General features: G+C 73.4%; 21 protein-coding genes. 12 read left to right on the forward strand and 9 right to left on the reverse strand.

Annotated elements, in window-relative coordinates; translation table 11 throughout:
* Window position 1: 1 nt before the first annotated feature.
* Window positions 2-1,345 (reverse strand): IS256-like element ISMlu11 family transposase, encoded by a 1,344-nt coding sequence (locus SJ20_RS02010; RefSeq protein ID WP_044658726.1) that lies wholly within the window; start codon window positions 1,343-1,345, stop codon window positions 2-4.
* Window positions 1,346-1,635: 290 nt separating this feature from the next.
* Here SJ20_RS02010 and SJ20_RS02015 point away from each other — a divergent pair, with 290 nt between their 5' ends.
* From SJ20_RS02015 to SJ20_RS02040, 6 genes are all read left to right on the forward strand, one after another.
* Entirely contained in the window at window positions 1,636-2,844 is a 1,209-nt protein-coding gene (locus tag SJ20_RS02015) for a 4-hydroxybenzoate 3-monooxygenase (RefSeq protein WP_036316631.1), read from the forward strand.
* 45 nt (window positions 2,845-2,889) lie between these two features.
* Window positions 2,890-3,699: a protocatechuate 3,4-dioxygenase subunit beta gene (pcaH, locus tag SJ20_RS02020; protein ID WP_196489408.1), complete on the forward strand. Its 810-nt coding sequence runs from the start codon at window positions 2,890-2,892 to the stop codon at window positions 3,697-3,699.
* Window positions 3,699-4,346, forward strand: coding sequence for a protocatechuate 3,4-dioxygenase subunit alpha (gene pcaG, locus SJ20_RS02025; protein ID WP_020625037.1), 648 nt, complete (start codon window positions 3,699-3,701; stop codon window positions 4,344-4,346). Before pcaH ends, pcaG begins: the two co-directional genes overlap by 1 nt.
* 423 nt (window positions 4,347-4,769) lie before the next feature.
* Window positions 4,770-5,891 carry a lyase family protein gene (locus tag SJ20_RS02030; RefSeq protein ID WP_235281221.1) on the forward strand — a complete coding sequence of 374 codons (1,122 nt, stop codon included), beginning with the start codon at window positions 4,770-4,772 and terminating at the stop codon, window positions 5,889-5,891.
* A gap of 66 nt (window positions 5,892-5,957) precedes the next feature.
* Complete coding sequence (locus SJ20_RS02035; protein ID WP_020625038.1) at window positions 5,958-6,755, forward strand: alpha/beta fold hydrolase; 798 nt, start codon at window positions 5,958-5,960, stop codon at window positions 6,753-6,755.
* Window positions 6,756-6,818: 63 nt separating this feature from the next.
* Window positions 6,819-7,244, forward strand: a complete 426-nt coding sequence (locus SJ20_RS02040) for a carboxymuconolactone decarboxylase family protein (protein WP_044658774.1) — start codon at window positions 6,819-6,821, stop codon at window positions 7,242-7,244.
* Window positions 7,245-7,312: 68 nt separating this feature from the next.
* Here SJ20_RS02040 and SJ20_RS02045 read toward each other — a convergent pair whose 3' ends face one another.
* Window positions 7,313-7,939, reverse strand: coding sequence for a DUF4352 domain-containing protein (locus SJ20_RS02045; RefSeq protein ID WP_129867092.1), 627 nt, complete (start codon window positions 7,937-7,939; stop codon window positions 7,313-7,315).
* Between the two features lie 83 nt (window positions 7,940-8,022).
* Here SJ20_RS02045 and SJ20_RS02050 point away from each other — a divergent pair, with 83 nt between their 5' ends.
* On the forward strand, window positions 8,023-9,741 hold the full coding sequence (locus SJ20_RS02050; RefSeq protein ID WP_200891080.1) for an NAD(P)-binding domain-containing protein: 1,719 nt from the start codon (window positions 8,023-8,025) through the stop codon (window positions 9,739-9,741).
* Window positions 9,742-9,906: 165 nt separating this feature from the next.
* On the opposite strand, the gene SJ20_RS02055 is transcribed toward SJ20_RS02050, so the two are convergent.
* A complete protein-coding gene (locus SJ20_RS02055; protein ID WP_020624471.1) occupies window positions 9,907-10,779 on the reverse strand; it encodes an IclR family transcriptional regulator C-terminal domain-containing protein in 873 nt (290 codons plus the stop codon).
* 95 nt (window positions 10,780-10,874) lie between these two features.
* On the opposite strand from SJ20_RS02055, the gene SJ20_RS02060 reads away from it, so the two are divergent.
* Genes SJ20_RS02060 through SJ20_RS02070 form a run of 3 tightly spaced genes read left to right on the forward strand, consistent with a single transcriptional unit; the run spans window position 10,875 to window position 13,638 of the window.
* The gene (locus tag SJ20_RS02060; protein WP_044658776.1) at window positions 10,875-12,152 is read left to right on the forward strand and encodes a thiolase family protein; all 1,278 of its coding nucleotides are present in this window, start codon (window positions 10,875-10,877) and stop codon (window positions 12,150-12,152) included.
* Window positions 12,153-12,199: 47 nt separating this feature from the next.
* Entirely contained in the window at window positions 12,200-12,964 is a 765-nt protein-coding gene (locus SJ20_RS02065) for a 3-oxoacid CoA-transferase subunit A (protein ID WP_020624469.1), read from the forward strand.
* Between the two features lie 8 nt (window positions 12,965-12,972).
* Window positions 12,973-13,638 (forward strand): 3-oxoacid CoA-transferase subunit B, encoded by a 666-nt coding sequence (locus tag SJ20_RS02070; protein ID WP_020624468.1) that lies wholly within the window; start codon window positions 12,973-12,975, stop codon window positions 13,636-13,638.
* Between the two features lie 187 nt (window positions 13,639-13,825).
* Here SJ20_RS02070 and SJ20_RS02075 read toward each other — a convergent pair whose 3' ends face one another.
* Entirely contained in the window at window positions 13,826-15,895 is a 2,070-nt protein-coding gene (locus tag SJ20_RS02075) for a LysM peptidoglycan-binding domain-containing protein (protein ID WP_044658777.1), read from the reverse strand.
* 320 nt (window positions 15,896-16,215) lie between these two features.
* On the opposite strand from SJ20_RS02075, the gene SJ20_RS02080 reads away from it, so the two are divergent.
* Both SJ20_RS02080 and SJ20_RS02085 read left to right on the forward strand, forming a co-directional pair.
* Window positions 16,216-16,545 (forward strand): bifunctional 3-phenylpropionate/cinnamic acid dioxygenase ferredoxin subunit, encoded by a 330-nt coding sequence (locus tag SJ20_RS02080; protein ID WP_002857882.1) that lies wholly within the window; start codon window positions 16,216-16,218, stop codon window positions 16,543-16,545.
* Window positions 16,542-17,831: an NAD(P)/FAD-dependent oxidoreductase gene (locus SJ20_RS02085; RefSeq protein WP_044658778.1), complete on the forward strand. Its 1,290-nt coding sequence runs from the start codon at window positions 16,542-16,544 to the stop codon at window positions 17,829-17,831. Before SJ20_RS02080 ends, SJ20_RS02085 begins: the two co-directional genes overlap by 4 nt.
* A 27-nt stretch (window positions 17,832-17,858) precedes the next feature.
* On the opposite strand, the gene SJ20_RS02090 is transcribed toward SJ20_RS02085, so the two are convergent.
* The 5 genes from SJ20_RS02090 to hpaD form a co-directional block, all read right to left on the reverse strand.
* Window positions 17,859-19,355 (reverse strand): YdiU family protein, encoded by a 1,497-nt coding sequence (locus SJ20_RS02090; protein WP_044658779.1) that lies wholly within the window; start codon window positions 19,353-19,355, stop codon window positions 17,859-17,861.
* A gap of 172 nt (window positions 19,356-19,527) precedes the next feature.
* Window positions 19,528-20,478 carry a hypothetical protein gene (locus SJ20_RS02095; protein WP_044658780.1) on the reverse strand — a complete coding sequence of 317 codons (951 nt, stop codon included), beginning with the start codon at window positions 20,476-20,478 and terminating at the stop codon, window positions 19,528-19,530.
* 209 nt (window positions 20,479-20,687) lie between these two features.
* Window positions 20,688-21,551 (reverse strand): HpcH/HpaI aldolase/citrate lyase family protein, encoded by an 864-nt coding sequence (locus SJ20_RS02100; RefSeq protein WP_044658781.1) that lies wholly within the window; start codon window positions 21,549-21,551, stop codon window positions 20,688-20,690.
* Between the two features lie 142 nt (window positions 21,552-21,693).
* Window positions 21,694-22,479 carry a 2-keto-4-pentenoate hydratase gene (locus tag SJ20_RS02105; protein ID WP_044658782.1) on the reverse strand — a complete coding sequence of 262 codons (786 nt, stop codon included), beginning with the start codon at window positions 22,477-22,479 and terminating at the stop codon, window positions 21,694-21,696.
* A 412-nt stretch (window positions 22,480-22,891) separates the two neighbouring features.
* Window positions 22,892-24,058: a 3,4-dihydroxyphenylacetate 2,3-dioxygenase gene (gene hpaD / locus SJ20_RS02110; RefSeq protein WP_044658783.1), complete on the reverse strand. Its 1,167-nt coding sequence runs from the start codon at window positions 24,056-24,058 to the stop codon at window positions 22,892-22,894.
* Window positions 24,059-24,102 lie beyond the last annotated feature (44 nt).

Raw genomic sequence — 24,102 nt, forward strand, 5'->3', positions numbered from 1 at the left:
GTCACAGGTAGGGGTTGATCCGGTCGGGGTAGGCCGCGGCGAGCTGGGCGAGGGCCTGCTTCCAGTTCGTGACGGCCTGACCTTCGACGAGCCGGCCCTGGGCTTTGCGCTGGCCGGCGGGTTTGCCCCGGTCCCGAGCGCGTTCGGCGGCGCGTTTGTCTTCGATGTTGCAGATCGCCAGCCAGAGCAGCTTCACCGCCGCCTCGGTCGAGGGGAAGTGGCCGCGGTTCTTGGTCACCTTCCGTAGCTGGAAGTTCAGCGACTCGATGCTGTTGGTCGTGTAGATGACCTTGCGGAGCATGGGTGGGAACTGCAGGAACGGGATGAACCGCTCCCAGGAGTTCGCCCAGGTCGCGGCTGCAGACGGGTACTTCGTGCCGAGCTCGGAGGCCTCGAACTCGGCCAGCGCCTTCCTCGCGGTCTCTTCGTTGGGGGCGGTGTAGATCGGCTTCAGCGCGGCGGCGACCTTCTTGCGGTCCTGGTAGGCCACGAACCGCATCGCGGCCCGGATCAGGTGAACCACGCAGGTCTGGACCATCGAGTCCGGCCACGTCGCCTCGACCGCCTCCGGCAGGCCCTTGAGCCCGTCGCAGCACACGATCAGCACGTCCTGCACGCCCCGGTTGGCGAGATCGGCGCAGACGTGGGCCCAGAACGCCGAGCCCTCGGTGTCCTGGACCCAGATCCCCAGCACGTGCTTGATGCCCTCGAGGTCCACGCCGACGGCGATGTAGGCGGCACGGTTGAGGACCTGGCTGTTCTCTCGGATCTTGATCCGGATTGCGTCGAGATAGATCACCGGATAGAACTCCTCCAGCGGCCGCGACTGCCACGCCAGGACCTCTTCGCTCACGGCGTCGGTGATGTTGGAGATCGTCTCGTGCGACAGGTCCGTGCCGATCGTGGAGGCCAGGTGGTGCTGGATGTCCCGGATCGTCATTCCGCCGGCATAGAGGCTGATGATCATGTCATCCAGGCCCCCGAGGCGCCGCTGGCCCTTGGGCACCAGGCGCGGGGTGAACGACCCGCCCCGGTCTCGCGGGACGTCCAGCTCGATCGGCCCGACCTCGGACTCCACGGTCTTCGGGGTGGTCCCGTTGCGGGAGTTGGCGTGCTTCAGCGCCTCGCTCGAGCCCTTCTCGTAGCCCAGATGGCTGGTCAGCTCGGCCTGCAGGCCCCGCTCGAGCGCGGCCTTGACCAGCGCGGGCACGAACCCGCCGTCACCGGTGAGCTCGACGCCGCCCGCGTCGATCTGCGCGAACAGGGCATCAAGCTGCCCTGAGGCTTTCAGCTGCTCGACCAGGTCCTGGCCCGAGGGCTCGCCTGGGTTCTTCTCGTCGATCATGGTCATGATTCTTACCGTTCCTCTCGGTACGGCTTACACAGACCATCTGACACGCCCCGCTCGGGGTCGTCGTCCCCCGCGAGGCGCCGTACACCCCGGGGGTGCCGCCCCTGCTGATGACGGCCGCCCGGGGGATCGCCCGCGGACTCGGCGGCCATTCTCACTGAGTGAGAACGGCCGGGCGCGGGCCGTGTCCTGCGCCACAGGATGGTCGGGACCTCCGCCGCCGGCCCCGGCCGCGCGGCCCGACCCGCCCGGCCCGACCGGTGACGTCCCCCGGAAAGGACGCCATGACCCAGCCCCCCGTGACCCGCACCCGCGTCGGCATCGTCGGCGGCGGGCCCGCCGGCCTGATGCTCTCCCACCTGCTCGCGCGGCAGGGGATCGACAACGTCGTCCTCGAGTCCCGTGACCCCGAGACCATCGCGCACACCCACCGCGCGGGCATCCTCGAGCAGCCCAGCGTGGAGATGCTGACGGACATGGGCGTCGACGGCCGGGTGAGGACGGTGGGCGACGAGCACCGCGGCATCATCCTGCGCTTCGACGGCGAGTCGCATGCCCTGGACTTCCCGGAGCTCGTGGGTGCCACGGTCACCCTGTACGCGCAGAACGAGGTCTTCGTCGACCTCGCCGCGGCGCGGCGGCGCGACGGCGGCGACGTCCGCTTCGAGACCGAGGTGCTCGAGGTGCTCGACGTCGACTCGGACACCCCCGGCGTCCGGTTCCGCTCCGTGGCCGCTGGCGAGGAGGGGCCGGTCGAGGAACTGCGCTGCGACATCCTCGTGGGCGCGGACGGCTCGCGTTCCACCGTCCGCAAGGCCCTCCAGCGCGACACCGAGGGCGAGGACCACTTCCACGCGTACCCCTTCGCCTGGTTCGGCATCCTCGCCGAGGCGCCCAAGTCCTCGCCTGAGCTGATCTACGCCCGCTCCGAGCACGGCTTCGGCCTGATCTCGCAGCGCTCGGAGACCGTGCAGCGCATGTACTTCCAGTGCGACCCCTCGACCCGCGTGGAGGACTGGTCCGACGACCGGATCTGGGACCGGCTGCAGCGCATCGTGGCCGGCCCGGACGGCTTCACCCTCAAGACCGGCCCCATCATCGACAAGACGGTGCTCGGCTTCCGCTCCTATGTGCGCACACCGCTGAGTCACCGCAACGTCTTCCTCGCCGGCGACGCCGGACACACCGTCCCGCCCACCGGGGCGAAGGGCCTGAACCTCGCCTTCGCGGACGTGCGCGTCCTGGCCGAGGCGCTCGAGTCGTGGGCCGCCACGGGCTCGCGCGACCTGCTCGACGCCTACTCGGAGACGGCGCTGACCCGCGTGTGGAAGGACCAGAACTTCTCCTACTGGATGACCACCATGCTCCACGCCCGCCCGGACGCCTCGGAGTTCGAGGACATGCGCGTGCGCGGTGAGCTCCGCAACGTGGTCCAGTCCCGTTACGGACGGCAGTTCCTCGCCGAGCAGTACACCGGCTGGCCCTCCGCCTGAGCCCGACCGATCCCCGACCCCGCAGAGAAAGGAGCCGACGTGAGCATCGCCGCCCAGGCCAAGGACGACGACACGTTCGACAGCGCCCACGTGCTCGATCCAGCCGCCACCCGCGACTCGCAGGGGCAGATCAGTGAAGAGATCGCGGCCGTCCATGCCCAGGCCCAGGGCGAGACCCAGCCGCGGCTCGACTTCCCGCCCTATCGCTCGTCGGTGTTCCGCCACCCCACCAAGTCGCTCGTGCACGCCGACCCCGAGACCGTGGAGCTGTGGTCCCCGGCCTTCGGCCACCGCGACGTGCACCCGCTCGAGGCGGACCTGACCGTCGGCCAGAACGGCGAGCCGATCGGCGAGCGCATCAAGGTGCGCGGCCGCGTGCTCGACGACGACGGCCGCCCCGTGCGCCACCAGCTGGTGGAGATCTGGCAGGCCAACGCGGCCGGCCGCTACGTGCACAAGCGGGACCAGCACCCCGCGCCGCTGGACCCGAACTTCACGGGCATCGGCCGCACACTGACCGGCGCGGACGGGACCTACGAGTTCACCACCATCAAGCCGGCCCCGTACCCGTGGAAGAACCACCGCAACGCGTGGCGCCCGGCGCACATCCACTTCTCCCTGTTCGGCACGGACTTCACGCAGCGCATGATCACCCAGATGTACTTCCCGGGCGATCCGCTGTTCCCGCTGGACCCGATCTACCAGGGCATCACGGACCAGGCCGCCCGCGACCGGCTCGTGGCCACCTACGACCACTCGGTGACCAGCCACGAGTGGAACACCGGCTACTGGTGGGACATCGTGCTCACGGGCAGCCACCGCACCTGGATGGAAGACGAGGAGGGCGATCACTGATGCGGATCGACGAGACCACCGAGCGCACCGCCGACGGGAGGCTGGTCCCCACCCCGGGCCAGACCATCGGCCCGTTCTTCGGCTACGCGAACGGCTACGAGCAGGTCCACCTGCCGTGGCGCGACGGCCACCAGCTGGTCCCCGCGGGCCGCGCGGACGCGATGCGCCTGTTCGGCACCGTCTACGACGGCAACGGCGATCCGATCCCGGACGCCATGATCGAGATCTGGCAGGCCGACGCCGAGGGCGTCATCTCGCAGGAGGACGGCTCCCTCGTCCAGGACGGCTTCACCTTCACCGGCTGGGGCCGCTGCGCCGTGGACAACGCGGGCCGCTACACCTTCTCCACCGTGGAGCCCGGCGTGGTGAACGAGGACCGCGCCCGGTTCATCCACGTCGTCGTGTTCGCCCGCGGCCTGCTGAACAAGCTGCACACCCGCGTGTACCTGCCCGAGGACGCCGAGGCGATCGTGCAGGACGCGTTCCTGACCTCCCTCGACGAGGACCGCCGTCGCACCCTGATCGGCACCCGGAACGACGACGGCTCGCTCGAGTTCGACATCTGGATCCAGGGCCCCGGGGAGCACGCACCGAAGGAGACCGTGTTCCTGCAGTTCCCCGGCATCGAGTACCCCGAGCTCGACTGACGCCGGCCTCGGCCGCAGGCCCGGCCCCTCCCACACGCGGGACGGGTCGGGCCTGACGCCGCCTCCGGAGCCCGATCCCACCCCTCCGACCCCAGGAGCCCGCCATGACCTCAGCCGCCGCCGACCTCGCCGCCGTCGCCGACGTCGGCCTCCTGGATCCGGCCTGGGCCGGCAGTCGGGCGGAGGCCGCCACCGCGGACCGCACCTTCCTGGGGCACCTGCTCGACGTCGAGGCGGCATGGGTGCGCGTGCTCGCCCGGCACGGGCTCGCCACGGAGGCGGAGGCGGCGGCCGCCGCGGCGGCGGGCGACCCGGACGCCTACGACCTCGCCGCGCTCGCCCGCGCGGCCCAGGGCGGCGGCACCCCCCCTGATCCCGGCGCTGAAGGCGCTGCGCGCGCAGCTGCCGGCCGGCTCCCGCGCCGTGCACCTGGGCGCCACGAGCCAGGACGTCGTGGACTCCGCGCTGATGGTCATGGTGGGCCGGGTGGGCGCGATCCTGGCCGAGGACCTCGCCGCCGCGCAGGACGCGCTTGCGGAGCTGGCCCGCGCCCACCGCTCGACGCCGATGGTCGCCCGATCCCTCGCCCAGCACTCCCTGCCCTCCACCTTCGGGCTGCGCGCCGCGAACTGGCTCGACGGCCTCGGCCAGGCCGCGGATCGGCTCGCCGCCGCCGTCGCGGACCTGCCCGTCCAGTGGGGCGGCGCCGCCGGCACCCTGGCCTCCCTGTCCGGGCACGTCGACCGCGCGCACCGCGCGGGGACCCTCGGCCCCGAGGTCACCGCGTTCACCCTGGTCGAGGACCTCGCCGCCGAGCTGGGCCTCGCCGCCCCCGCCGGGCCCTGGGACACGAACCGCATGGCCGTCACGGGCGTGGCCGCGGCCCTGGCCGACGTCGTGGCCGCGTGCGGGAAGATCGCCAACGACGTGCTGACATCGGCGCGGATCGAGAACGGCGAGCTCGGTGAGCCGCTTGCGGCCGGCCGCGGCGGCTCCTCCGCGATGCCGCACAAGCAGAACCCCGTGCTCTCCGTGCTGATCCGCTCCGCCGCGCTGTCCGCCCCCGGGCTCGCGGCGCGGGTGTACACGGCGGCCGGCGCCGCGGACGACGAGCGCCCGGACGGGGCCTGGCACGCCGAGTGGCCCGCGCTGCGCCGCCTGCTGCGGGTGGCCGGCGGGACCGCGGCCCTGACCCGCGAGCTCGTCTCCGGCCTGCGCGTCCACGAGGACCGCATGCGGCGCAACCTGGAGCTCACCGGCCCGCTGCTCGTCTCCGAGCGGATCATGGCCGAGCTGGCTCCGGAGCTGGACGAGGCCTCCGGCGAGCCGGGCTCCGGGAAGCGGCTGATCCAGGACGTCGTGGACCGCTCCCTGGCGTGCGAGGGGAACTCCCGCGCCCTGCTGCGCGCGGCGGTCCCGGAGTCCGTTCCGGACGCCCGCCTCGACGACCTCCTCGACCCCGCCGCCTACACGGGGGAGGCCGAGGCCCTCGTGGACCGCCTCCTCGCCGCCCGCCGGGGCACGACGACGCCGCCCCGCACCTGAGACCATCTCCGTCAGAACCGGCCGCGCCCCTCGGGGTGCGGCGCCGCCGCAGAGGAAGGACCGCCCATGAGCACCCCCCGTGTCACCACCACCCTCCTGAAGCCCGCCCAGGACCCCGCCCGCGTGCTCGTGGTCGGCGCCGGCCTCGGCACCGGCGTCCAGGCCCTGTGGAGCCTCGCCGCGCAGCAGCTCCCTGAGGACACCGTGGTGGTCGGCTACGACCTGCCCGGCCACGGCGCCTCCGAGCCCCACGCCGAGCCGTTCTCGATGGCGGAGCTGGCGGACGCCGTCGTCGCCGCCGTGCAGGCGCTGCAGGAGGACGGCACCGTTCCCGCGGACCTGCCCGTGCACTTCGCGGGCGTCTCCCTCAACGGGTGCGTGGCGCTGCAGCTGGCCCTGGACCACGCGGACACCGTCTCCGGTGTGGCCGTGATCTGCTCCGCCGCGAAGATCGGCGAGGCGGGGTCCTGGCGCGAGCGCGCCGAGCTCGTGGAGCGTGCCGGCACCCCGACCCTCGTCGAGGGCTCGGCGCAGCGCTGGTTCGCCGACGGGTTCATCGCGGCCCACCCGGAGCGGACGACGGGCCTGCTGCACACCCTGCAGGAGGCGGACCGCCATTCCTACGCGCGCCTGTGCGAGGCGCTGGCCGACTTCGACGTGCGCGGGCGCCTCGGGGAGATCGCCGTCCCCGTCCTCACGATCCACGGCGTGGCGGACCAGGTCACCCCGCCCTCGGCGGGCGAGGAGATCGCCGCCGCGGTGCCGGGCACCGTGACCCACGTGTTCGACGAGACCGCCCATCAGGCCCCCCTCGAGCAGCCCGAGCGCACCGCCGCGGCCCTGGCCGCCTTCCCGGCGCGCTGAGCCGCCCGCCCCCTCCCGCCCTGCCCCGCACGACGACGCCCCCACCACGAGGAGAGACTGCGCATGAGCGCCGAGCAGCCCATCGGGCACGACATGGACCGCACCTCCCAGGAGGTGCTCGACGCGGGCAGGGCCGTGCGCCGCGAGGTCCTGGGCGACGCCCACGTGGACCGCGCCGAGGCGAGGAAGGACGCCACCACCGAGGACTTCCAGAACCTGATCACCCGCTACGCATGGGGGACGATCTGGACGCGGCCCGGTCTGGACCGGCGGATGCGCTCAGCCGTGACCATCTCCGCCATGGTGGCCGGCGGCTACTGGGACGAGTGCGCCATGCACCCGCGCGCCGCCCTGCGCAACGGCCTGACCCGGGAGGAGATCCAGGAGATCCTCCTGCAGACCGCGGTCTACGCCTCCGTGCCGGCGGCGAACATCGCGTTCAAGCTCGCCCAGGAGGACGCCGACCTCGCCGAGGGCAGGCCGCTCTGAGCGCAACGTTCACAGCGCGCACGAGGCCCCATGCCCGGGAAGGACATGGGGCCTCGTCTGCGCGCTGATCAGTCGAGCTCGACGACCACCGGCTGATCGAGGGAGAGGCCGCCCCCGGAGACCTTGACCTGGGTGATCTCGGTCCCTGCCGGAACGTCGAACCACAGGTAGCCGCTGGCCACGTTGCCCGGGTTGGTCGGCTCGATGTTCATGCCGTTCTCGGTGCCGTAGATCGATGCGTCCGTGCTGTAGCTGTACTCGGCCCCGTCTGCGCTGACGAGCTTCACGCTGTCGGCGAAGAACGTCCGCTCCTCCTTGGCGTTGTTCTTCGCGCTGATCTGCACGGGCACGAACTCGCCCTGGGCCTCCGTGGAGAAGCCGGACGGGCCGACGCTCGCGACGGGCGTATCGACCGACTCAACGGTCGTGGCCCAGTCGCCCACGGTGAACTCCTGGCCGAGGCCGACCTTGGCTGCCTCGTCGCTGGAGCTGGTCTCGCCCTGGGAGGCGGCCTCTCCGCCCCCCTCCGAGGTGCTGTTCGAACCGCCGCCCATCATGGAGGCGAGGACGGCGATCACGATCAGGGCGAGCAGGCCGATCAGGGCGTACTTGAGACACCCCCCTTTCTTCTTCGCGGGGGGCTGCACGACATTGCCGTTGGCGTCGTAATACACAGGATTGCTCTTGCGGGCCACGATGCTCCTTCGGGAGGGCGCAGTGATGTCACATGCCGTTGTGGCCAACGGCTGCCATGCACGGCGCGTGAATTGAGTAATGAATGATGGGAGTATCGCATGCCGTAGAGGAAGCTGGGAGTACTCCCCGGAGCATCGCGTTCCAGCTGGCCCAGGAGGTCTTCGCCCGGCACGATGCCGACCTTGCCGACGCCGGGTCCGGCGTCGTGCTGGGCATGTGGGACCCGGCCGGCCTCCTCTACGGCCTCGGACTCATGGCCGTGGCGGCCGTGACCCTTGTCCGCCGCGCCCCGTTCGGCGGGTCGATCATGGTGCGGGTGGCCCGCTGCACTTGTGACCCTTCTGGCGGCCGTTCCACCCCGGAGAAGGGTCAGAACCGCAGTCGATTCGCGGGGGCCGGTGCTACGGTCGGGCCGAGCCGCCCCACCCCCACTCTCGGAAGGACACCCATGCGTGAGCGCGTCGCCCTGATCGGAGCCGGCCCGTCCGGCATGGCCCTGCTGAGGAGCCTCGCCCTGGCCGAGGACGCGGGGGCGGCGGTCCCGGAGGTCGTGGCGTTCGAGCGCCAGGACGACTGGGGCGGCCAGTGGAACCTGGACTGGCGCACCGGCGCGGACCGCCACGGCGAGCCCGTGCACTCCGCCATGTACCGGGACCTGTGGATCAACGGGCCCAAGGAGTGCATGGAGTACCCGGACTACCCGTTCGATGCGCATTTCGGCCGCGCCGTGTCCTCGTACCTCCCGCGGGAGGCCATGCGGGACTACATCGTGGGCCGGGTGGCCAAGGTGGCCGGGCGCATCCGCCCGCAGATCCGGTTCGCCACGGCCGTCCGCTGGGTGCAGCCGCTCGACGACGGCGGGTTCGGGGTGACCTCGGAGGACCTGGTCACGCGCGAGGCCGTCACCGAGCGGTTCGACCGCGTCGTGGTGGCCACCGGGCACTTCCACACCCCGCACCTGCCGTCCTGGCCCGGCGTGGAGACCTTCCCCGGGCAGGCCCAGCACGCCCACGACTACCGAAGCCCGGAGCCGTACACGGGCCGTCGCGTGCTCGTGGTGGGCTCCTCCTACTCCGGGCAGGACCTGGCCCTGCAGCTGCACCGCGCCGGCGCCGCCCACGTGACCACCGCCTACCGTGCCCGCCCGCAGGACATCGCGTGGCCGGCCGGCATGGACGAGGCCCCCGAGGTGCAGGGGTTCGACGGTGCGGAGGTCACCTTCGCGGACGGCTCCACCGCCGAGTACGACGCCGTGCTGCTGTGCACCGGCTACCGCCACCACTACCCCTTCCTGCCGGGCGAGCTGGCGCTGGCCGGCCCGAACCTGCTGGCCCCGTTCGGGCTGTGGAAGGGCGTGGTCTGGCACGCCGACCCGCGCGTGCTCTACCTGGGTGCCACCCAGCAGCTGTTCACCCTGACGCTCCTGGACGCGCAGGCCTTCTTCGCCCGCGACGTGCTGCTCGGCCGCGTCCCGGTGCCCGGCGATGAGGAGCGTCGGGCCGACATGGACGCCTGGTTCGAGCGGATGACGCGGATCGACGGGCCGCCGGCCGCGCTGGCCTACCAGGGCGCGTACATCCAGGACCTGTCCTCCCACACGGACTGCCCGGAGGTGGACGTCGAGGCGGTGGCCCGCACCTTCCTCGAGATGCGCGACGCCCGGATCGAGGACGTCCGGACGTTCCGCGACCGGCGGCACCGCTCGACCGTGACCGGCACGCTGGCCGCGGCGCACCCGGTGCCGTGGATGGACCGCCCGGACGACTCCCTCGAGGAGTACCTCCGCCGCTTCCCGGCCTGACCCCCCACCCTGCCCTTCCCGTTCCGAATCCACTGCACTTCCGACCCTTCTGGCGGCCGTTCCGGGCCTCAGAAGGGTCAGAACCGCAGTCGATTCGCGGGGGCGGGTGCTGGTGCTGGTGCTGGTGCGGATGCGGGTGCGGGGAGTGCTGAAGGGGGTGGGCGCTCAGCGCTGGAGCGCGGCCAGGGCGGCCTCGGCGTCGTCCGCGGCGGCGCGCAGCACCGGCAGGGCCTGCACGACGGCGGCCGCCACCTCCGGCGTGCGCGGCGCCGGCACGCGGGCCCCGGTCCGCAGGGCCGCCCGGCGCGCGCCCGGGTCGCGATGGTCCGGCCCGAGGGACAGCGCCGTGTTGATCGCCACGGCCACTCGCCCCTCGGCGTCGCGCACGGGCACGGCGACGCTGCTCAGATGGGCGTCCAGCTCCGCGGTCACCACGGCGTGGCCCTGCTCCCGCACGCGCGCCAGCTCGGCCATCAGCGCGTCCACGTCCGTGAGGGTGTGCTCCGTGGCGGGGGTGCGCGGGGCGCCTGCGAGCAGGGCACAGGCCTCGTCCTCGGGCAGGTCGGCCAGCAGCACGCGGCCCATGGACGTGGTGAACGCGGGCAGGCGCGTGCCGACGTCGAGGTTCACCCGCAGGATCCGCTCGGTGTGCACACGCGCGATGTACATCAGGTGCGCCCCGTGGAGCACGCCCGCGGAGCAGGACTGGTGCAGGCGCTGCGAGGCCTGGGTGAGGATCGGCCGGAGGATCTCGGAGACGGACCGGCCGGACCAGTAGCCGTGGCCGAGCTCCAGCACGCGCGGGGTCAGCGCGAACCGCCGCCCGTCCTGCACGGCGTAGCCGAGCTCCGTGAGCGTCAGCAGCATGCGCCGCGCCGTGGCCCGGGTGACCCCCGCGGCGGTCGCGGCCTCGCTCACCGAGAGCGTGGGGGTGTCCGGGGTGAACGCGCGCAGCACCGCCAGACCGGACGCCAGGGCGCGCACCACGTCCCCGCCCGACGCGGGACGTGCGCCGGGGGCGTCGACGTCGTCGGTCATGTCCGCCAGCGTAGTCCGCTATGCGCACAGCGCACGCCCGTGCGCGTCACGCACACACCCTTCCCCGCCCGCCGAGGCGGTCCTACGGTGAGGCCATGAGCCTCACCGATGCCTACGTGTTCGACGCCGTCCGCACCCCCTTCGGCAAGGTCGGCGGCGCGCTGTCGGGGGTGCGCCCCGACGACATGGCCGCCCACGTGGTCCGCACCCTCGTGGACCGCGCCCCGGGCCTGGAGGGCCTGCGCGCCGCGTCCGCCCAGGCCGTGGCCGACGCCGCCGCCGGCCGCCCGATCGAGGCCGGCACGGACGCCGCCGCCCCGCAGCGGATCGACGAGGTCGTCTTCGGCAACGCCAACGGCGCGGGCGAGGAGAACCGCAACGTGGCCCGCATGGCCACCCTCCTGGCCGGCCTGCCGCTGTCCATCCCCGGCACCACCGTGAACCGCCTCTGCGGCTCCTCCCTGGACGCGGCGATCATCGCCTCCCGCCAGATCAACACCGGCGAGGCGGACGTGGTCCTCGTGGGCGGCGTGGAGTCGATGTCCCGTGCCCCGTGGGTGCTGCCCAAGACCACCCGCCCGTTCCCCATGCACGACCTGGCGGCGGCGAACACCACGCTCGGCTGGCGCCTGATCAATGACGCGATGCCGCCGGAGTGGACCGTCTCGCTCGGCGAGGCCACGGAGCTGCTGCGCGAGCGCTTCGGCATCTCCCGCGAGCGCCAGGACGAGTTCGCCGCGCGCTCGCACCGCCTTACCGCGCGGGCGTGGGACGAGGGGCGGTATGACTCCCTCGTGGCCGCCGTGCCCGGCACGGACCTGGAGCGGGACGAGACCGTCCGCCCGGACTCCACCCCCGAGACCCTCGCCGGCCTGCGCACCGTGTTCCGCCGGGAGAACGGCACCGTCACGGCGGGCAACGCCTCGCCCATGAACGACGGCGCCTCGGCCGCCCTCCTGGGCTCGTCGACGGGCGCCGATGTGCTCGGCCTGGAGCCCCTGGCCCGCATCGCCGGCCGCGCCACCGCCGCCAACGAGCCCGACTTCTTCGGCTACGCGCCGGTGGAGGCGGTGAAACGGGCCCTGTCCCGCGCCGGGATCGGCTGGAAGGACGTGGCCGCCGTCGAGCTCAACGAGGCCTTCGCCGCCCAGTCCCTGGCCTGCACGGACGCCTGGGGCGTGGACCCGGAGATCGTGAACGCCTGGGGCGGCGCGATCGCGATCGGCCACCCCCTCGGGGCCTCCGGCACCCGCGTGCTCGGCACGCTGGCCCGCCGCCTCGAGGCCTCCGGTGAGCGGTGGGGCGTGGCCGCGCTGTGCATCGGCGTGGGCCAGGGCATCGCCGTCGTCCTCGAGAACGTGGCCGCGCGCTGACGCGTCCGGCCGAGCACCCACCCGACCCCCTCATCCAAGGAGTCCCCATGCTGGAGTTCGTGGACACGGCCGCGCAGGCCGTCTCCCGCATCACCGACGGCGCCACGGTGCTGATCGGCGGGTTCGGCAACGCCGGCCAGCCGATGGAGCTGATCGACGCGCTGCTCGAGTCCGGGGCCACCGGCCTCACGGTGGTCAACAACAACGCGGGCCAGGCGGACGCGGGCCTGGCGCTGCTGATCAAGGAGCGGCGGGTCGCCAAGATCATCTGCTCGTTCCCGCGCCAGTCCGACTCGTGGCATTTCGACGAGGCCTACCGTGCCGGGGAGATCGAGCTGGAGCTCGTCCCGCAGGGCAACCTGGCCGAGCGCCTGCGCGCCGGCGGCGCCGGCATCGGCGGCTTCTTCACGCCCACCGGCTACGGCACGCAGCTGGCCGAGGGCAAGGAGGTCCGCGAGATCGACGGCACGCACTACGTGCTGGAGGCCCCGATCCGCGGCGATGTCGCGCTCATCAAGGCGTACGCGGCGGACCGCCACGGCAACCTCGTGTACCGCAAGACCGCCCGCAACTTCGGACCCGTCATGGCCGCGGCCGCCGCCACCACGATCGTCCAGGTGGACGAGGTCCGCGAGGAGCCGATCGACCCGGAGCACGTGGTGACCCCCGGCATCTACACGGACACCGTGGTGCGGATCGACACCGAGTCCGGGGAGAAGGAGCGCGCCGAGCGGGCTGCCCTGGCGGAGGGCCGGCCGAAGCCGTGCGCGGCCACGACGACCGCGGCCGAGCCGGCCGCCGAGGGGAAGTGAGGAGAGCGATGAGCATCACCCAGACCGACACCCCGCTGACCCAGGACGAACTGGCCCGTACGATCGCGGCGGACATCGCCCCCGGCTCCTTCGTGAACCTGGGCATCGGCCAGCCCACCACGGTGTCCAACTACCTGGAGGCGGAGAAGAACGTCACCCTGCACACCGAGAACGGCATGCTGGGCTTCGGCCCGCAGGCCGAGGGCGAGCAGATCGATGAAGACCTCATCAACGCCGGCAAGATCCCCGTCACCGAGCTGCCCGGGGCCGCGTACTTCCACCACGCCGACTCGTTCGCCATGATGCGCGGCGGCCACCTGGACGTGTGCGTCCTCGGCGCCTACCAGGTCTCCGCGACCGGCGACCTCGCCAACTGGTCCACGGGCAAGCCCGGGGCGATCCCCGCCGTCGGGGGTGCGATGGACCTGGCGATCGGCGCCAAGGACACCTACGTGATGATGGATCTCTTCACCAAGAAGGGCGATCCGAAGCTGCTGGCCGAGTGCACGTTCCCCCTCACCGGCGTCGGCTGCGTCTCCCGCATCTACGCGGATCGGGGCGTCTTCCTGCTGGACGCCTCCGGGGTCGTGCGGGTCCGCGAGCTGCACGGCATCACGTGGGAGGAGCTGGAGGCGGCGCACCCCGGCGTGCGGTTCGAGAAGCTCGAGGACTGAGCCGCCGCGCCGCAGTCACCGGCCCCACGGGCTCCCGGAGGCCTGCGCCGTCGTCGACTTCTCGTGGGGAGGAACGCCGGTTGACTTATCCCGGGTGCGGCGGCCTGCGACCGGTGATAACTCAACCGACGACGGCGGCCCGCACCTTCGCGCGCAGGTGCGGGCCGACGTCGTCCCGGCGGGGTGCTCAGGCGGTGCGCAGCACCATGCCCGGGTGGAGCAGGGTCGAGACCGTCATGCCGTTGAGGCGCTGCAGGCGCTCCATGGAGACGCCCGTGCGCTGGGCGATGAGCCACCAGCCGTCGTTCGCCTGGACCACGTAGGTGGCGGGCGAGGGCGCCGGGGCGGAGGCGGTCTGGCCGGTCCGCAGCACCATCCCCGGGTGCAGCACGGTGGTCGCGGTCATGCCGTTGAGGCGCTGGAGGGTCTCCATCGTCACGCCGGTGCGGTGGGCGATGATCCACCAGCCGTCGCCCTCACGGACCGTGTACGTGCCCGGGGCGGGGGCCGGAGCGGGCGCGGGCGTGGAGGCCGGCGCCGTGGCGGCCGTGATGAGCACCATCCCCGGGTGCAGGACGGTCGACGCCGTCATGCCGTTGAGCCGCTGGAGCTCCGCGGCGCACACGCCGGTCCGTCGGGCGATGACCCACCAGCCGTCGTCCGGCTGCACCGTGTAGGTGCCGGTGGTGATCGGGGTGGGCTCCGGGGCGGTCGGGTCGGCGACGGTGCGCAGCACCATGCCCGGGTGGAGCACGGTCGACTCGGTCATGCCGTTGAGCTCCTGGAGGGTGGCCGCGGGCATTCCGGTGCGGCGGGCGATGATCCACCAGCCGTCGTTCGGCTGCACCGTGTACGTGCCGGCGGTCGACGGCTCGGTCGTCGGAGCCGGCGTCGGAGCCGGGGTGGCCGGTGTCGGCGGCTGGCCGGCCGCCGTCGCGATGGCCTCGGCGCGGTCCCGCAGGTCGTCGAAGCGAGCCATCAGGTGCTGCCCCGGGCACGCGGTCGCGGACGTGGCCCGGTGCGGGAAGATCGTGTCCACGGTGACGGGCGTGCCCGCGGCGTACTTCGTGCTGCCGCCCGAGGTCAGGGTGACCCGGCCGCGCGCGTCGATGCCGTCGCGGTACAGGTAGTAGGCGGTGGCGCGGGCCATCGCGTCCACGACCTCCTCGGACGGGGCGACCACGTCGTAGTTGCCCATCGTGGAGATGCCCATCGTGCCCCGGTTGAACCCGCCCGCGTGCGTGCCCAGCGGGTTCGAGTCCAGGGCGCCGCGGCGGCCCTCGTAGATGTTGCCGAAGCGGTCCGTGATCAGGTGGTACGGGAAGTCGCCCCAGCCGAGGGTCTTCGTGTAGTACGCGTAGATGCCGCGCATCTGCTCCACGGCCTGGGCGCGCGAGTAGTCGTTGGTGCCGGCCGTGTGGTGGATGGTCAGCGCGCGCACCTGGTCGAACTGCGGGGAGTCCTCCGCCCAGGACTCGTCCGCGCCCCACTGGGCGCGGGTGATGACGTCCGGGAGGATCTTCGCGCGGGCGTCCGAGGCCGTGGCCACGGTGCGGGCCTCGGCGGGCTCCGCGCCCCCGACGACGGCGCTCGACTTCACGCCCCGGGGCAGACCGGCGGTCTCGGCGGCCTGCTCGGCGGCCACCGCCGGGTGCGCGCTCGCGACGGTCTCGTCCGTGGCGGCCGTGCCCGGGTCGATGAGGGACAGCTCGAGGCCGGCCGGGGCTGCGCCGTCGGCGGTGGTCACGCGCAGCTGGGCGCCGTCCGCGCCGAACGCGACGAACGGGTCCGTGCCGGTGCGCGCGGGGGCGGCGCCCTCGGGCAGGACGGGCCGATCCAGGACCTGCCACGGGCCCCAGGCCCCGTCCTGACGCACGCGGATCTCCACGCGCTCGACGGCGTCGTCCGCCGCGGCGTCCCACACGGCGGCGGCCACCGTGAACGGGCGGTCCACCACGGGCTCGCCGAGCACGACGCCGGCCGGGGCCTCCTCGGCCGGGACGAGGTTCTCGCCCTCCTGCGGGACGGTCGCGACGCCGGCGCCCTCGACGGGAGCGGCCGACGCGGGGGTCGTGGCCGTCCCTGCGGTCGTGGCACGGGCGGCGTCGTCGAGCGGGCGCGCGTCGGGGGCGCCCTCCGTGGTCGCGGACGGCGGCTGCGGGAGCAGGCCGCCGACGAGGACGGAGAGCGCGGCGACCGCGACGGCGGGCGCGAGCGGGCGGGGGGACGCGGCGGAACGCGGCGGGAGAATCTTCATGCGGATGCCTTCGGAAGGTGGAGTGCCCGAGGAACGACAGGCGCGGGCCGTGTCGCTTTCCCGGGTCGGTGGCGTGGTGAGGGCGGGATGAGGGCCAGAGGCCGTCGTGATCGTAGCGTGATCGACCATTCCCGGGAACATCTTTCGAAGGCTTGTCGGGTGATTTCACGCCCCCGTGATGTCCGGTTCATCCATTCACAGGTGGGCGCGGTGTGGCACCGGGGCGGAGCACAGCGGAGGGGTGTCGGGTCCGCGCCGGGGGATACGGTGACGGGAGACCACCACGGGCCGCCCGGCCCGGGAACCAGAGGAGGCAGACCATGGCGGAGCCGATCCACATCGGCGCGGCGGCGGACGTCCCGGAGGGCGAGGCGATCGTCGTCCCGGCGGCGACGGCGGGGACGAGGGACGACGTCGCGGTGTTCCACACGGACGCAGGCGAGTTCCACGCGATCGACGACACGTGCACCCACGAGGACGCCTCGCTGGCCGAGGGCTGGCTCGAGGACGACCGGGTGGAGTGCCCGCTGCACGCCGCGCAGTTCTGCCTGCGCACCGGCGAGGCGCTCTGCCTGCCCGCCACCAAGGGCGTCGGCGTGCACCGCGTCGAGGAGCGCGAGGGCCAGCTCTACCTCGTCCCCGGCGCATGAGCCACGACGTCGAGGCCCCGGCAGGCGTGCCCGGCTCGGTCGCGGTGGTGGGCGGCGGCGTCGCGGGCTTCGCCGTGGTCCGCGAGCTGCGGCGTCGCGGTTTCGCGGGCGAGATCGCACTCGTGGACCCGCAGGGCGTGCCCTATGACCGGCCACCCCTGAGCAAGGAGTTCCTGACCGGCGACGCGGACGCGCGCCGCCTGCTGCTCGCCCCGCCGGCATGGTTCGCCGAGCACGGGGTGGAGCTGGTGGAGGACGAGGCGGTCCGGGTGGTGCCGGGCGGCGTCCACCCCGACGGCGGCCCCGCGCCCCACCGGGTGGAGACGGCCTCCGGGCGGGTCCTGGACGCGGACGCGGTCGTGCTCGCCACGGGCGGGCGACCCCGGGCCCTCGACGTCGCCGGCGCCGACCACCCGGACCTGATCACCCTGCGCACCCGCGCCGACGCCGAGGCCCTGCGCGACCGCCTGACGTTCGGGGCCGAGGTGGCGGTCGTGGGCGGCGGCTTCACGGGGGCGGAGGTCGCGGCCGCGGCGCGCCGCTCGCTCGCCGCGGTGACGCTCGTGACCGGGACGGACGCCCCGGCTCGCGCGGCGGTCGGGCCGGCGCTGGCCGCCCGCCTGCACCGGATGCACGCCGAGCACGGGGTCGCTGTCGAGGTCGGCCGGGCGGCCTGGATCGAGCACCGGGACGCCGACGGCGGCGCCGCGCTGCCGGCCGCCCACCGGCTCCACCTCCACGACGGGCGGACCGTGGACGCCGACGTCGTGGTGCTGGCCGGGGGCACCGTGCCGGACACCGCGCTCGCCGAGGACGCCGGTCTGGAGGTGGCCGACGGCGTGCTCACGGACGCGATGGGCCGCACGACCGTGCCCGGGATCCTGGCCGTGGGTGACGCCGCGCGCGCCCGGGAGTCCGCGTGGGCCCCGTCCCGGCACTGGGAGCCGGCCCTGCGTTCCGGCGCGGCCGCCGCGGCGGCGATCCTGGGGGAGGAGGCGGACGCCCCGGGCGCCCCGTGGTTCTGGTCCGACCGGTACGACGCCCACGTGGAGGCCGTGGGGGACATGACGGTGCCGGCCGGTGGGCGGATCGTGGACCGCGAGGTGCGCGGGACGGTGGTGGCGAGCTTCGCCCTGGCCGCGGACGGGACCCTGCGCGGGGCCGCGTCGATCGACGACCCCATGACCGTCAAGGCCGCCCGGCGCATCATCGACCGGGGGATCGTGGTGGACGCCGCCGCGCTCGCGGACCCGGCCGTGCCGGTGAAGTCGCTGGCGCGGGGGTGAGGGCGCCCGTTTCGTCGACGAAAGTGGTCAGGTGCCGCAGTAGGTGACGAACGGGGCCCCGTCCTCCGGCCACGGCTCCGCGTACCGCTCGAACCCGGGGCGCGGGGTGAAGGGATCCGTGACGGCCTCGAGCAGCCGGTGGACGGCGGTGAGGTCCCCGTCCTCCGCGGCCGTCAGGGCCTCGTCGAGCAGGTGGTTCCGTGGGATGTAGACGGGGTTCACCGCGCGCATCCGGGCCGGATCGGGACCCATCGCCCGCCAGTCCGCGAGCCAGGCGGCGAGCCCCGCGGGGTCCGGGGCGCCGGGGACGAGTCGTGCCGCCTCGGTGCGGGCCGCGTCGTCGTCCACGGGCGCCGCCGTGTGCTCGGCCAGCCGCACCCAGAACAAGGTCCAGTCGGCCCGCGCCGCGGCCAGCCACGGGAACAGGCGGTCGGTGAGCGCGGCGACGTCGTCCTCCGCCACGGACGCCGGGAGACCGAGCTTGTCCTGCAGTCCGCCCCGCCACGCCGCGAGATGGGCGCCGTGGAACCTGCCCAGCGCCTCCTGGGCGAGTGCGACGGCGCGGTCGGGGTCGTCGTCGAGCACGGGCACGAGGGCCTCGCCGAGCCGGGCGAGGTTCCACGCCGCGATGGGCCCCTGATTCCCGTACGCGTACCGGCCCTGGGTGTCGATCGAGGAGAAGCTCGCGGCCGGGTCGAAGGCGTCGATGAACGCGCAGGGGCCGTAGTCGATGGTCTCGCCGGACAGGGTCATGTTGTCCGTGTTCATCACACCGTGCACGAAGCCGACGAGCATCCAGCGGGAGACGAGCGCGGCCTGCGCGGCGATCACCGCCTCGTAGAGCGCGAGCGCGGGGTGCTCGGCGTCGGTGGCGTGCGGGTGGTGGCGGGCGATGGCCTCATCGACGATCCGGCGCAGCACCTCCGTGGGGTGCGCCTGCTCGGGGAGGGCCGCGGCGTACTGGGCCGTGCCGACGCGCAGGTGCGACGCGGCCGTCCGGGCCAGCACCGCACCCGGCAGCACGGTCTCGCGGCGGACCGGGTGGCCCGTGCCGACGACGGCCAGCGCCCGCGTGGTCGGCACGCCGAGGGCGTGCATCGCCTCGGAGACCACGTACTCGCGGAGCATGGGGCCGAGCACGGCCTGCCCGTCGGCGTTGCCGCGCGCGAAGGGCGTGCGACCGGAGCCCTTGAGATGCAGGTCGTGGAGCCGACCGTCCGGAGCCGTGAGCTCGCCGAGGAGGAGGGCGCGCCCGTCACCCAGGCGGGGAGAGTAGTGGCCGAACTGGTGGCCCGCGTACGCCTGCGCGACCGGCCGCGCGCCCGGGCCGGGCTGCTCGCCGGTGAGGAAGGAGACGCCGTCGTCGGTGGCGAGCCACTCGGCGTCGAGGCCGAGCTCCGCCGCGAGGCCGGCGTTGAGCAGGACGAGCTGCGGGCCGTCCGTGGCCTGGGCCTGCCAGGGCAGGGCGAGCTCGGGGAAGGTGTCGGCGAAATGCGAGCTCAGGGCGGGAACGGACGTGGTCATGGGGCCACGCTACGTGGGGGAGCACGGGTGTTCACGGGCCGACTCCCACCGGGCCCGTCCTTTCGAGGCGGGAAATCGACCCCATGGGCGTGGACCAGAGTGCTATGAGCTGGATTTCCCGCCTCGAAACGGGGGGCCGTGGCGGACTGCGGTGACCGTGGATCTCACCGGGTCACCCACCGAACGCGGCCGCCCGGCGCCGCACCCGCGCGACGACGTCCGCGTAGTCGTTCCGAGCGTCGGCCCACATGACCTTGATCGAGAGCCAGTCGTGGTCGGCGCACCAGCGGTCGCGCAGCACGTCGCGGGCCTGCTGCTCGGCGGTGCGGTGGTGCTCGCCTTCGTATTGCAACGCGAGGCGCCACGGCCGATACCCGAGGTCGACCGTCGGAGCGCGGCGGTCTGACGGGTCCAGCCGGCACTGCACCTCGGGCTCCGGCAGCCCGGCATCGACGAGCGCCAGCCGCAGACGCGTCTCGCGCGGCGAATCCGCCCCCACGCGCATCCTCGCCAGCGCTGCCCGGGCCAGTCCGCGCCCCCGGAAACGTCCCCGTTCGGCCAGCGATCGGACGAGCTCCTCCGGGGTGTAGGCGGGATCCCCGCGTCCGCCGCCGGGCAGCCACGGCGGGCAGAGCAGGGCGTCACCGGCGACGACGACGTCCCGCTCCGTGAGCGCCGCCCGTGCCGCGCACAGGTCCCACAGGGTGCGGGCCGGCGTCGTCACAAGCACGCCGCCCCGCGTCATCCGCTGTCCCTCCGGCACCTCGATGCGGTGGGGCGCCAGACCCGCCTGGGCCGGCCGGCCGCCCGAGGTGCCGACGCTGACGTGCACCGCACCGGGGGTCAGCAGCCGTGCGGGCACGGTCAGGCCGTGCAGGCGGGCGGCGGTCTCATGGCTGACGACGACGTCGGGATGGCGCCGCTGGTACGCGCGGATCTCATCCATCGTCCACTCACGGACGGAGACCGCCGCAGGGCCGGCCGGCCCGTAGATGCCGTGGCGCAGCCGCCGCAGGTCTGAGGACTGCAGTCGGGACCACGTCACACCCGCCCGGCGCGCGTCATCGACCGTGAAGGCGGTGGGGTCGATCGACGGCGGCAGCGGGGCGGGACGACGGGGCATGCGGTGAGCGTGTCCCGTCGCTCCACGTCCCGCGACGAACGAGCGGGGGTCTGGGGATGCACGAGGGGGTCCGGTGCGGTTGTGCAGGAGGCGGCGACGTCCCCCGGGGCGCCGGCCCCGAGCCATTCGAGGCGGGAAATCCACGTCATGGGCCAGGACCGGGCGTTCTTGAGGTGGATTTCGCGCCCCGAAGTGAGGGGATGAGCCGATCAGTACGACGCGCGGGGCGCACCCTGCCCGTCCGAGCCCGCGGCGTCGCGCGGGGCCGGGCACCAGCGGTCGGCGAGGGCCTCGGCGGCCCGGGCCAGCAGGGCGACGTCGGCGCCCACGTTGACGTAGTCCGCACCGGCGGCGGCGTAGGCGTCGGCCTGCGCGGGCACGAACGCATTGACGCCCACGAACTTCCCGGCGGCCTTGACCTTCGCGATGACCTCCTCGACCGCGGCCACCACCTCCGGGTGCGACTGCTGGCCGAGCAGTCCCAGGGACGCGGAGAGGTCCGAGGGACCGATGAAGACGCCGTCGATCCCGTCCACCGCCGCGATCTCGTCGGCGTTGCGCACGCCCGCGGCCGTCTCGATCTGCACGATCACGGAGACGTGGTCCGCCGCGCCGGGCAGGTAGCCGGGGATCCGGTTCCAGCGGCCCGAGCGTGCCAGGGCGGAGCCCACGCCGCGCACCCCGCCCTCGGCGGAGCCGTCCGGGTAGCGGGCGGCGGCCACGGCGCTGCGGGCCATCGCGGCGTCGTCGACCATGGGCACCAACAGGGTCTGGGCGCCCAGGTCCAGGAACTGCTTGATGGCCACGGTGTCCAGCGCCGGCACGCGCACCAGGGTGGGCACGCGGTAGCCGGCGATCACGCGCAGCTGGGCGAGGACGTCCTGCAGCGTCAGCGGGGCGTGCTCGGCGTCGATGAGCAGGTAGTCGAGGCCCGCGCCGGCGCAGATCTCCGCCGTCGTCGGGTCCCCGGAGGAGAGGAACATGCCGGCGGCGGGGCGGCCCCCACGGGCGGCGACGGCCTCGGGCGTGAAGAGGTCGCGGAACAGCGGCTGCGGGTTGTGGCGGACGGGCATGGGACGTTCCTCCGGGGTTCTCCGCATCCTCCACCCGACGCGGGTTGAGTTGTCGCGGGTGGAGCGGCGTCGTACTGGTGATAGGTCAACCCGCGTTGCGGGCGGGCGGGCGCGGGCGGGCGGGGCGACGACGACGGGCGGGTCAGGCGAAGCGGCAGGTGATGGTGCCGAGCGGGCCGTAGTCGGCGTAGACGGTGTCGCCCTCGTACACCCACATCGGGCGGGTGAAGGAGCCGGCGAGCACGATCTCACCGGCTTCGAGCGCGTCTCCGTGCTCGGCGATGCGGTTGGCCAGCCAGTGCACGCCGTTGGCCGGGTGGTTCAGCACGCCCGCGGCCACGCCGGTCTCGATGATCTCCTCGTTGCGGGAGAGGATGCCGGAGACCCACCGCAGGTCGACGTCGTGCACGCCCACGGGGCGGCCGCCGATCACCAGGGAGCCCAGGGCGGCGTTGTCCGAGATGGTGTCCGTGATGGTGCGGCCGGCCATCTCGATGCGCGAGTCCAGCACCTCCAGCGCGGGCACCACGTACTCGGTGGCGCGCAGCACGTCCATCAGGTTCAGGCCGGGCCCGCGCAGCTCGTCCCGCAGCACGAACGCCAGCTCCATCTCGACGCGCGGATGGGTGTACTTCTTCCACTCGTACACGTGGCCGGACTCGAACACCTGGTCGTCGAAGATCACGCCGTAGTCCGGCTCGTCGATCCCGGTCGCGTCCTGCATGGCCTTGGAGGTCAGGCCGATCTTGTGGCCCACCTTGCGGCGGCCCGCCTCGACCTGGCGCTCGGCCCAGATGCGCTGGACGGCGTACGAGTCCTCGATCTCCATCTCCGGGTAGCGCGCGGTCAGCCGCGGCACGGGCACGCGGTCGATGCCCGCACGGTGCAGCTCGTCGGCGATCTTGACGTGGGTCTCGTGGTCCAGCACAGCGGTCTCCTTCACGACGACGGGCAGGGGCCTGGCCTTGATCGTATACGATTACGCGGCTCGGCCCCCGGCCCCGTCGCCATCCTGTCACCGCCCCGGATCAGTCCGGGGCGCGCGTCCCGATGCCCAGCCCGGGCTTGCGGCGGTGCACCGTGAGCCAGGCCGGCCCCTCGGGGCCCGGCGACCCCCGACGCCCGTCTGCGAGGCGGGACACCCCTGCTCCCCACGCTTCGAGGCGGGAAATCGAGCTCAAACCGGCCCTCCCGGCTCGAATGAGGTGGATTTTCCGCCTCGAACGGCGTGGGGCGGCGAGACGCGGAGGGAGGCAGGGAGGGCGGCCGCCGACGGCGGGCGCCTGCGTTGGGCGCCCGCCGTCGTCGTGGTGTCCCGGAGCGGCGCCCGGCAGTGCCGGTCAGAGCTGGTTGCCGAGCTTGTACTCGCCCTGCTTCCACTCCGGCAGGGACTCCTCGCCCTGCTCCTCGCGGGTGTAGGAGAAGCCGTCGGCGCCGATGGTCACGGCCATCTCCGAGTCGTCGGTGCGGGAGACCAGCGGCTGCAGGTTGCCGTCGAGGTCCAGCACGCGGGAGGCGTCGGTGTACCAGGACGGCACGACCGGGGTGCCCCACCAGTCGCGACGCTGGTTGTCGTGCACGTCCCAGGTGACCACGGGGTTGTCCGGGTCACCGGTGTAGTAGTCCTGGGTGTAGACCTCCACGCGGTGGCCGTCGGGGTCGCGCAGGTAGAGGTAGAACGCGTTGGAGACGCCGTGGCGACCCGGGCCGCGCTCGATGTGGTCGGACATGCGCAGCGCGCCGAGCTTGTCGCAGATCGCCAGGATGTTGTGCTTCTCATGCGTGGCGAAGCACACGTGGTGCATCCGGGGGCCGTCGCCGCCGGTCATGGCGGTGTCGTGCACGGTGGGCTTGCGGCGCATCCACGCGGCGTAGACGGTGCCGTTCTCGTCCTGGATGTCCTCGGTGATGCGGAAGCCCAGGTCCTGCATGTAGCGGGCGGCGCGCGGCACATCCGGGGTCACCTGGTTGAAGTGGTCCAGGCGGACGAGGGCGCCCGGGGTGTAGAGGTCGTAGCGCCAGGCCAGGCGCTCCACGTGCTCGACGTCGTGGAAGAACTCGTAGGGGAAGCCCAGCGGGTCCTCGACGCGCACGGAGTCGCCGACGCCCTTGACGAAGCCGTCCCTCCGACGCTCGACGCGGCAGCCCAGCTCCTCGTAGAAGGCGACCGCCTTGTCCAGGTCCTCGGGGGTGCGCACCCGGTAGGAGAACGCGGCCACGGCGGCGGTCTCGCCCTGGCGCAGCACCAGGTTGTGGTGGATGAACTCCTCCATGGAGCGCAGGTAGACGGTCTCCTCGTCCTCCTCGGTGACCACGAGGCCGAGCACGTCCACGTAGAACTCGCGGGACTGGGCGAGGTCCGTGACCACGAGCTCCATCGAGGCGCAGCGCAGGATGTCCGGCGCCTCGGACGTCGGGGTGGGGAGGGGGTTCTCCGGGTCGATGGGGGCTTCCTTGGTGACGAAGAAGCCGGAGGAGGTCTTCTGGCGGCTCTCGAGGTTGGTCATCGGTGCTCCTTGGTGAGGGGGCGGTGCGCTGTGGCCTGGGACAC

The organism is Micrococcus sp. MS-ASIII-49, assembly GCF_000946635.1.
Taxonomy (GTDB): domain Bacteria; phylum Actinomycetota; class Actinomycetes; order Actinomycetales; family Micrococcaceae; genus Micrococcus; species Micrococcus luteus.

Excerpts from the sequence above, each read along its gene's own strand:
- SJ20_RS02065 (WP_020624469.1), top strand. The coding sequence starts at position 12,200 with ATGCTGGAGTTCGTGGACACGGCCGCGCAGGCCGTCTCCCGCATCACC.
- SJ20_RS02080 (WP_002857882.1), top strand. The coding sequence starts at position 16,216 with ATGGCGGAGCCGATCCACATCGGCGCGGCGGCGGACGTCCCGGAGGGC.
- hpaD (WP_044658783.1), bottom strand. The coding sequence starts at position 24,058 with ATGACCAACCTCGAGAGCCGCCAGAAGACCTCCTCCGGCTTCTTCGTC.
- SJ20_RS02095 (WP_044658780.1), bottom strand. The coding sequence starts at position 20,478 with ATGCCCCGTCGTCCCGCCCCGCTGCCGCCGTCGATCGACCCCACCGCC.
- SJ20_RS02090 (WP_044658779.1), bottom strand. The coding sequence starts at position 19,355 with ATGACCACGTCCGTTCCCGCCCTGAGCTCGCATTTCGCCGACACCTTC.
- pcaG (WP_020625037.1), top strand. The coding sequence starts at position 3,699 with ATGCGGATCGACGAGACCACCGAGCGCACCGCCGACGGGAGGCTGGTC.
- SJ20_RS02040 (WP_044658774.1), top strand. The coding sequence starts at position 6,819 with ATGAGCGCCGAGCAGCCCATCGGGCACGACATGGACCGCACCTCCCAG.
- SJ20_RS02085 (WP_044658778.1), top strand. The coding sequence starts at position 16,542 with ATGAGCCACGACGTCGAGGCCCCGGCAGGCGTGCCCGGCTCGGTCGCG.
- SJ20_RS02100 (WP_044658781.1), bottom strand. The coding sequence starts at position 21,551 with ATGCCCGTCCGCCACAACCCGCAGCCGCTGTTCCGCGACCTCTTCACG.
- SJ20_RS02050 (WP_200891080.1), top strand. The coding sequence starts at position 8,023 with ATGATGGGAGTATCGCATGCCGTAGAGGAAGCTGGGAGTACTCCCCGG.
- SJ20_RS02070 (WP_020624468.1), top strand. The coding sequence starts at position 12,973 with ATGAGCATCACCCAGACCGACACCCCGCTGACCCAGGACGAACTGGCC.
- SJ20_RS02010 (WP_044658726.1), bottom strand. The coding sequence starts at position 1,345 with ATGATCGACGAGAAGAACCCAGGCGAGCCCTCGGGCCAGGACCTGGTC.
- SJ20_RS02035 (WP_020625038.1), top strand. The coding sequence starts at position 5,958 with ATGAGCACCCCCCGTGTCACCACCACCCTCCTGAAGCCCGCCCAGGAC.
- SJ20_RS02015 (WP_036316631.1), top strand. The coding sequence starts at position 1,636 with ATGACCCAGCCCCCCGTGACCCGCACCCGCGTCGGCATCGTCGGCGGC.
- SJ20_RS02060 (WP_044658776.1), top strand. The coding sequence starts at position 10,875 with ATGAGCCTCACCGATGCCTACGTGTTCGACGCCGTCCGCACCCCCTTC.
- SJ20_RS02075 (WP_044658777.1), bottom strand. The coding sequence starts at position 15,895 with ATGAAGATTCTCCCGCCGCGTTCCGCCGCGTCCCCCCGCCCGCTCGCG.
- SJ20_RS02055 (WP_020624471.1), bottom strand. The coding sequence starts at position 10,779 with ATGACCGACGACGTCGACGCCCCCGGCGCACGTCCCGCGTCGGGCGGG.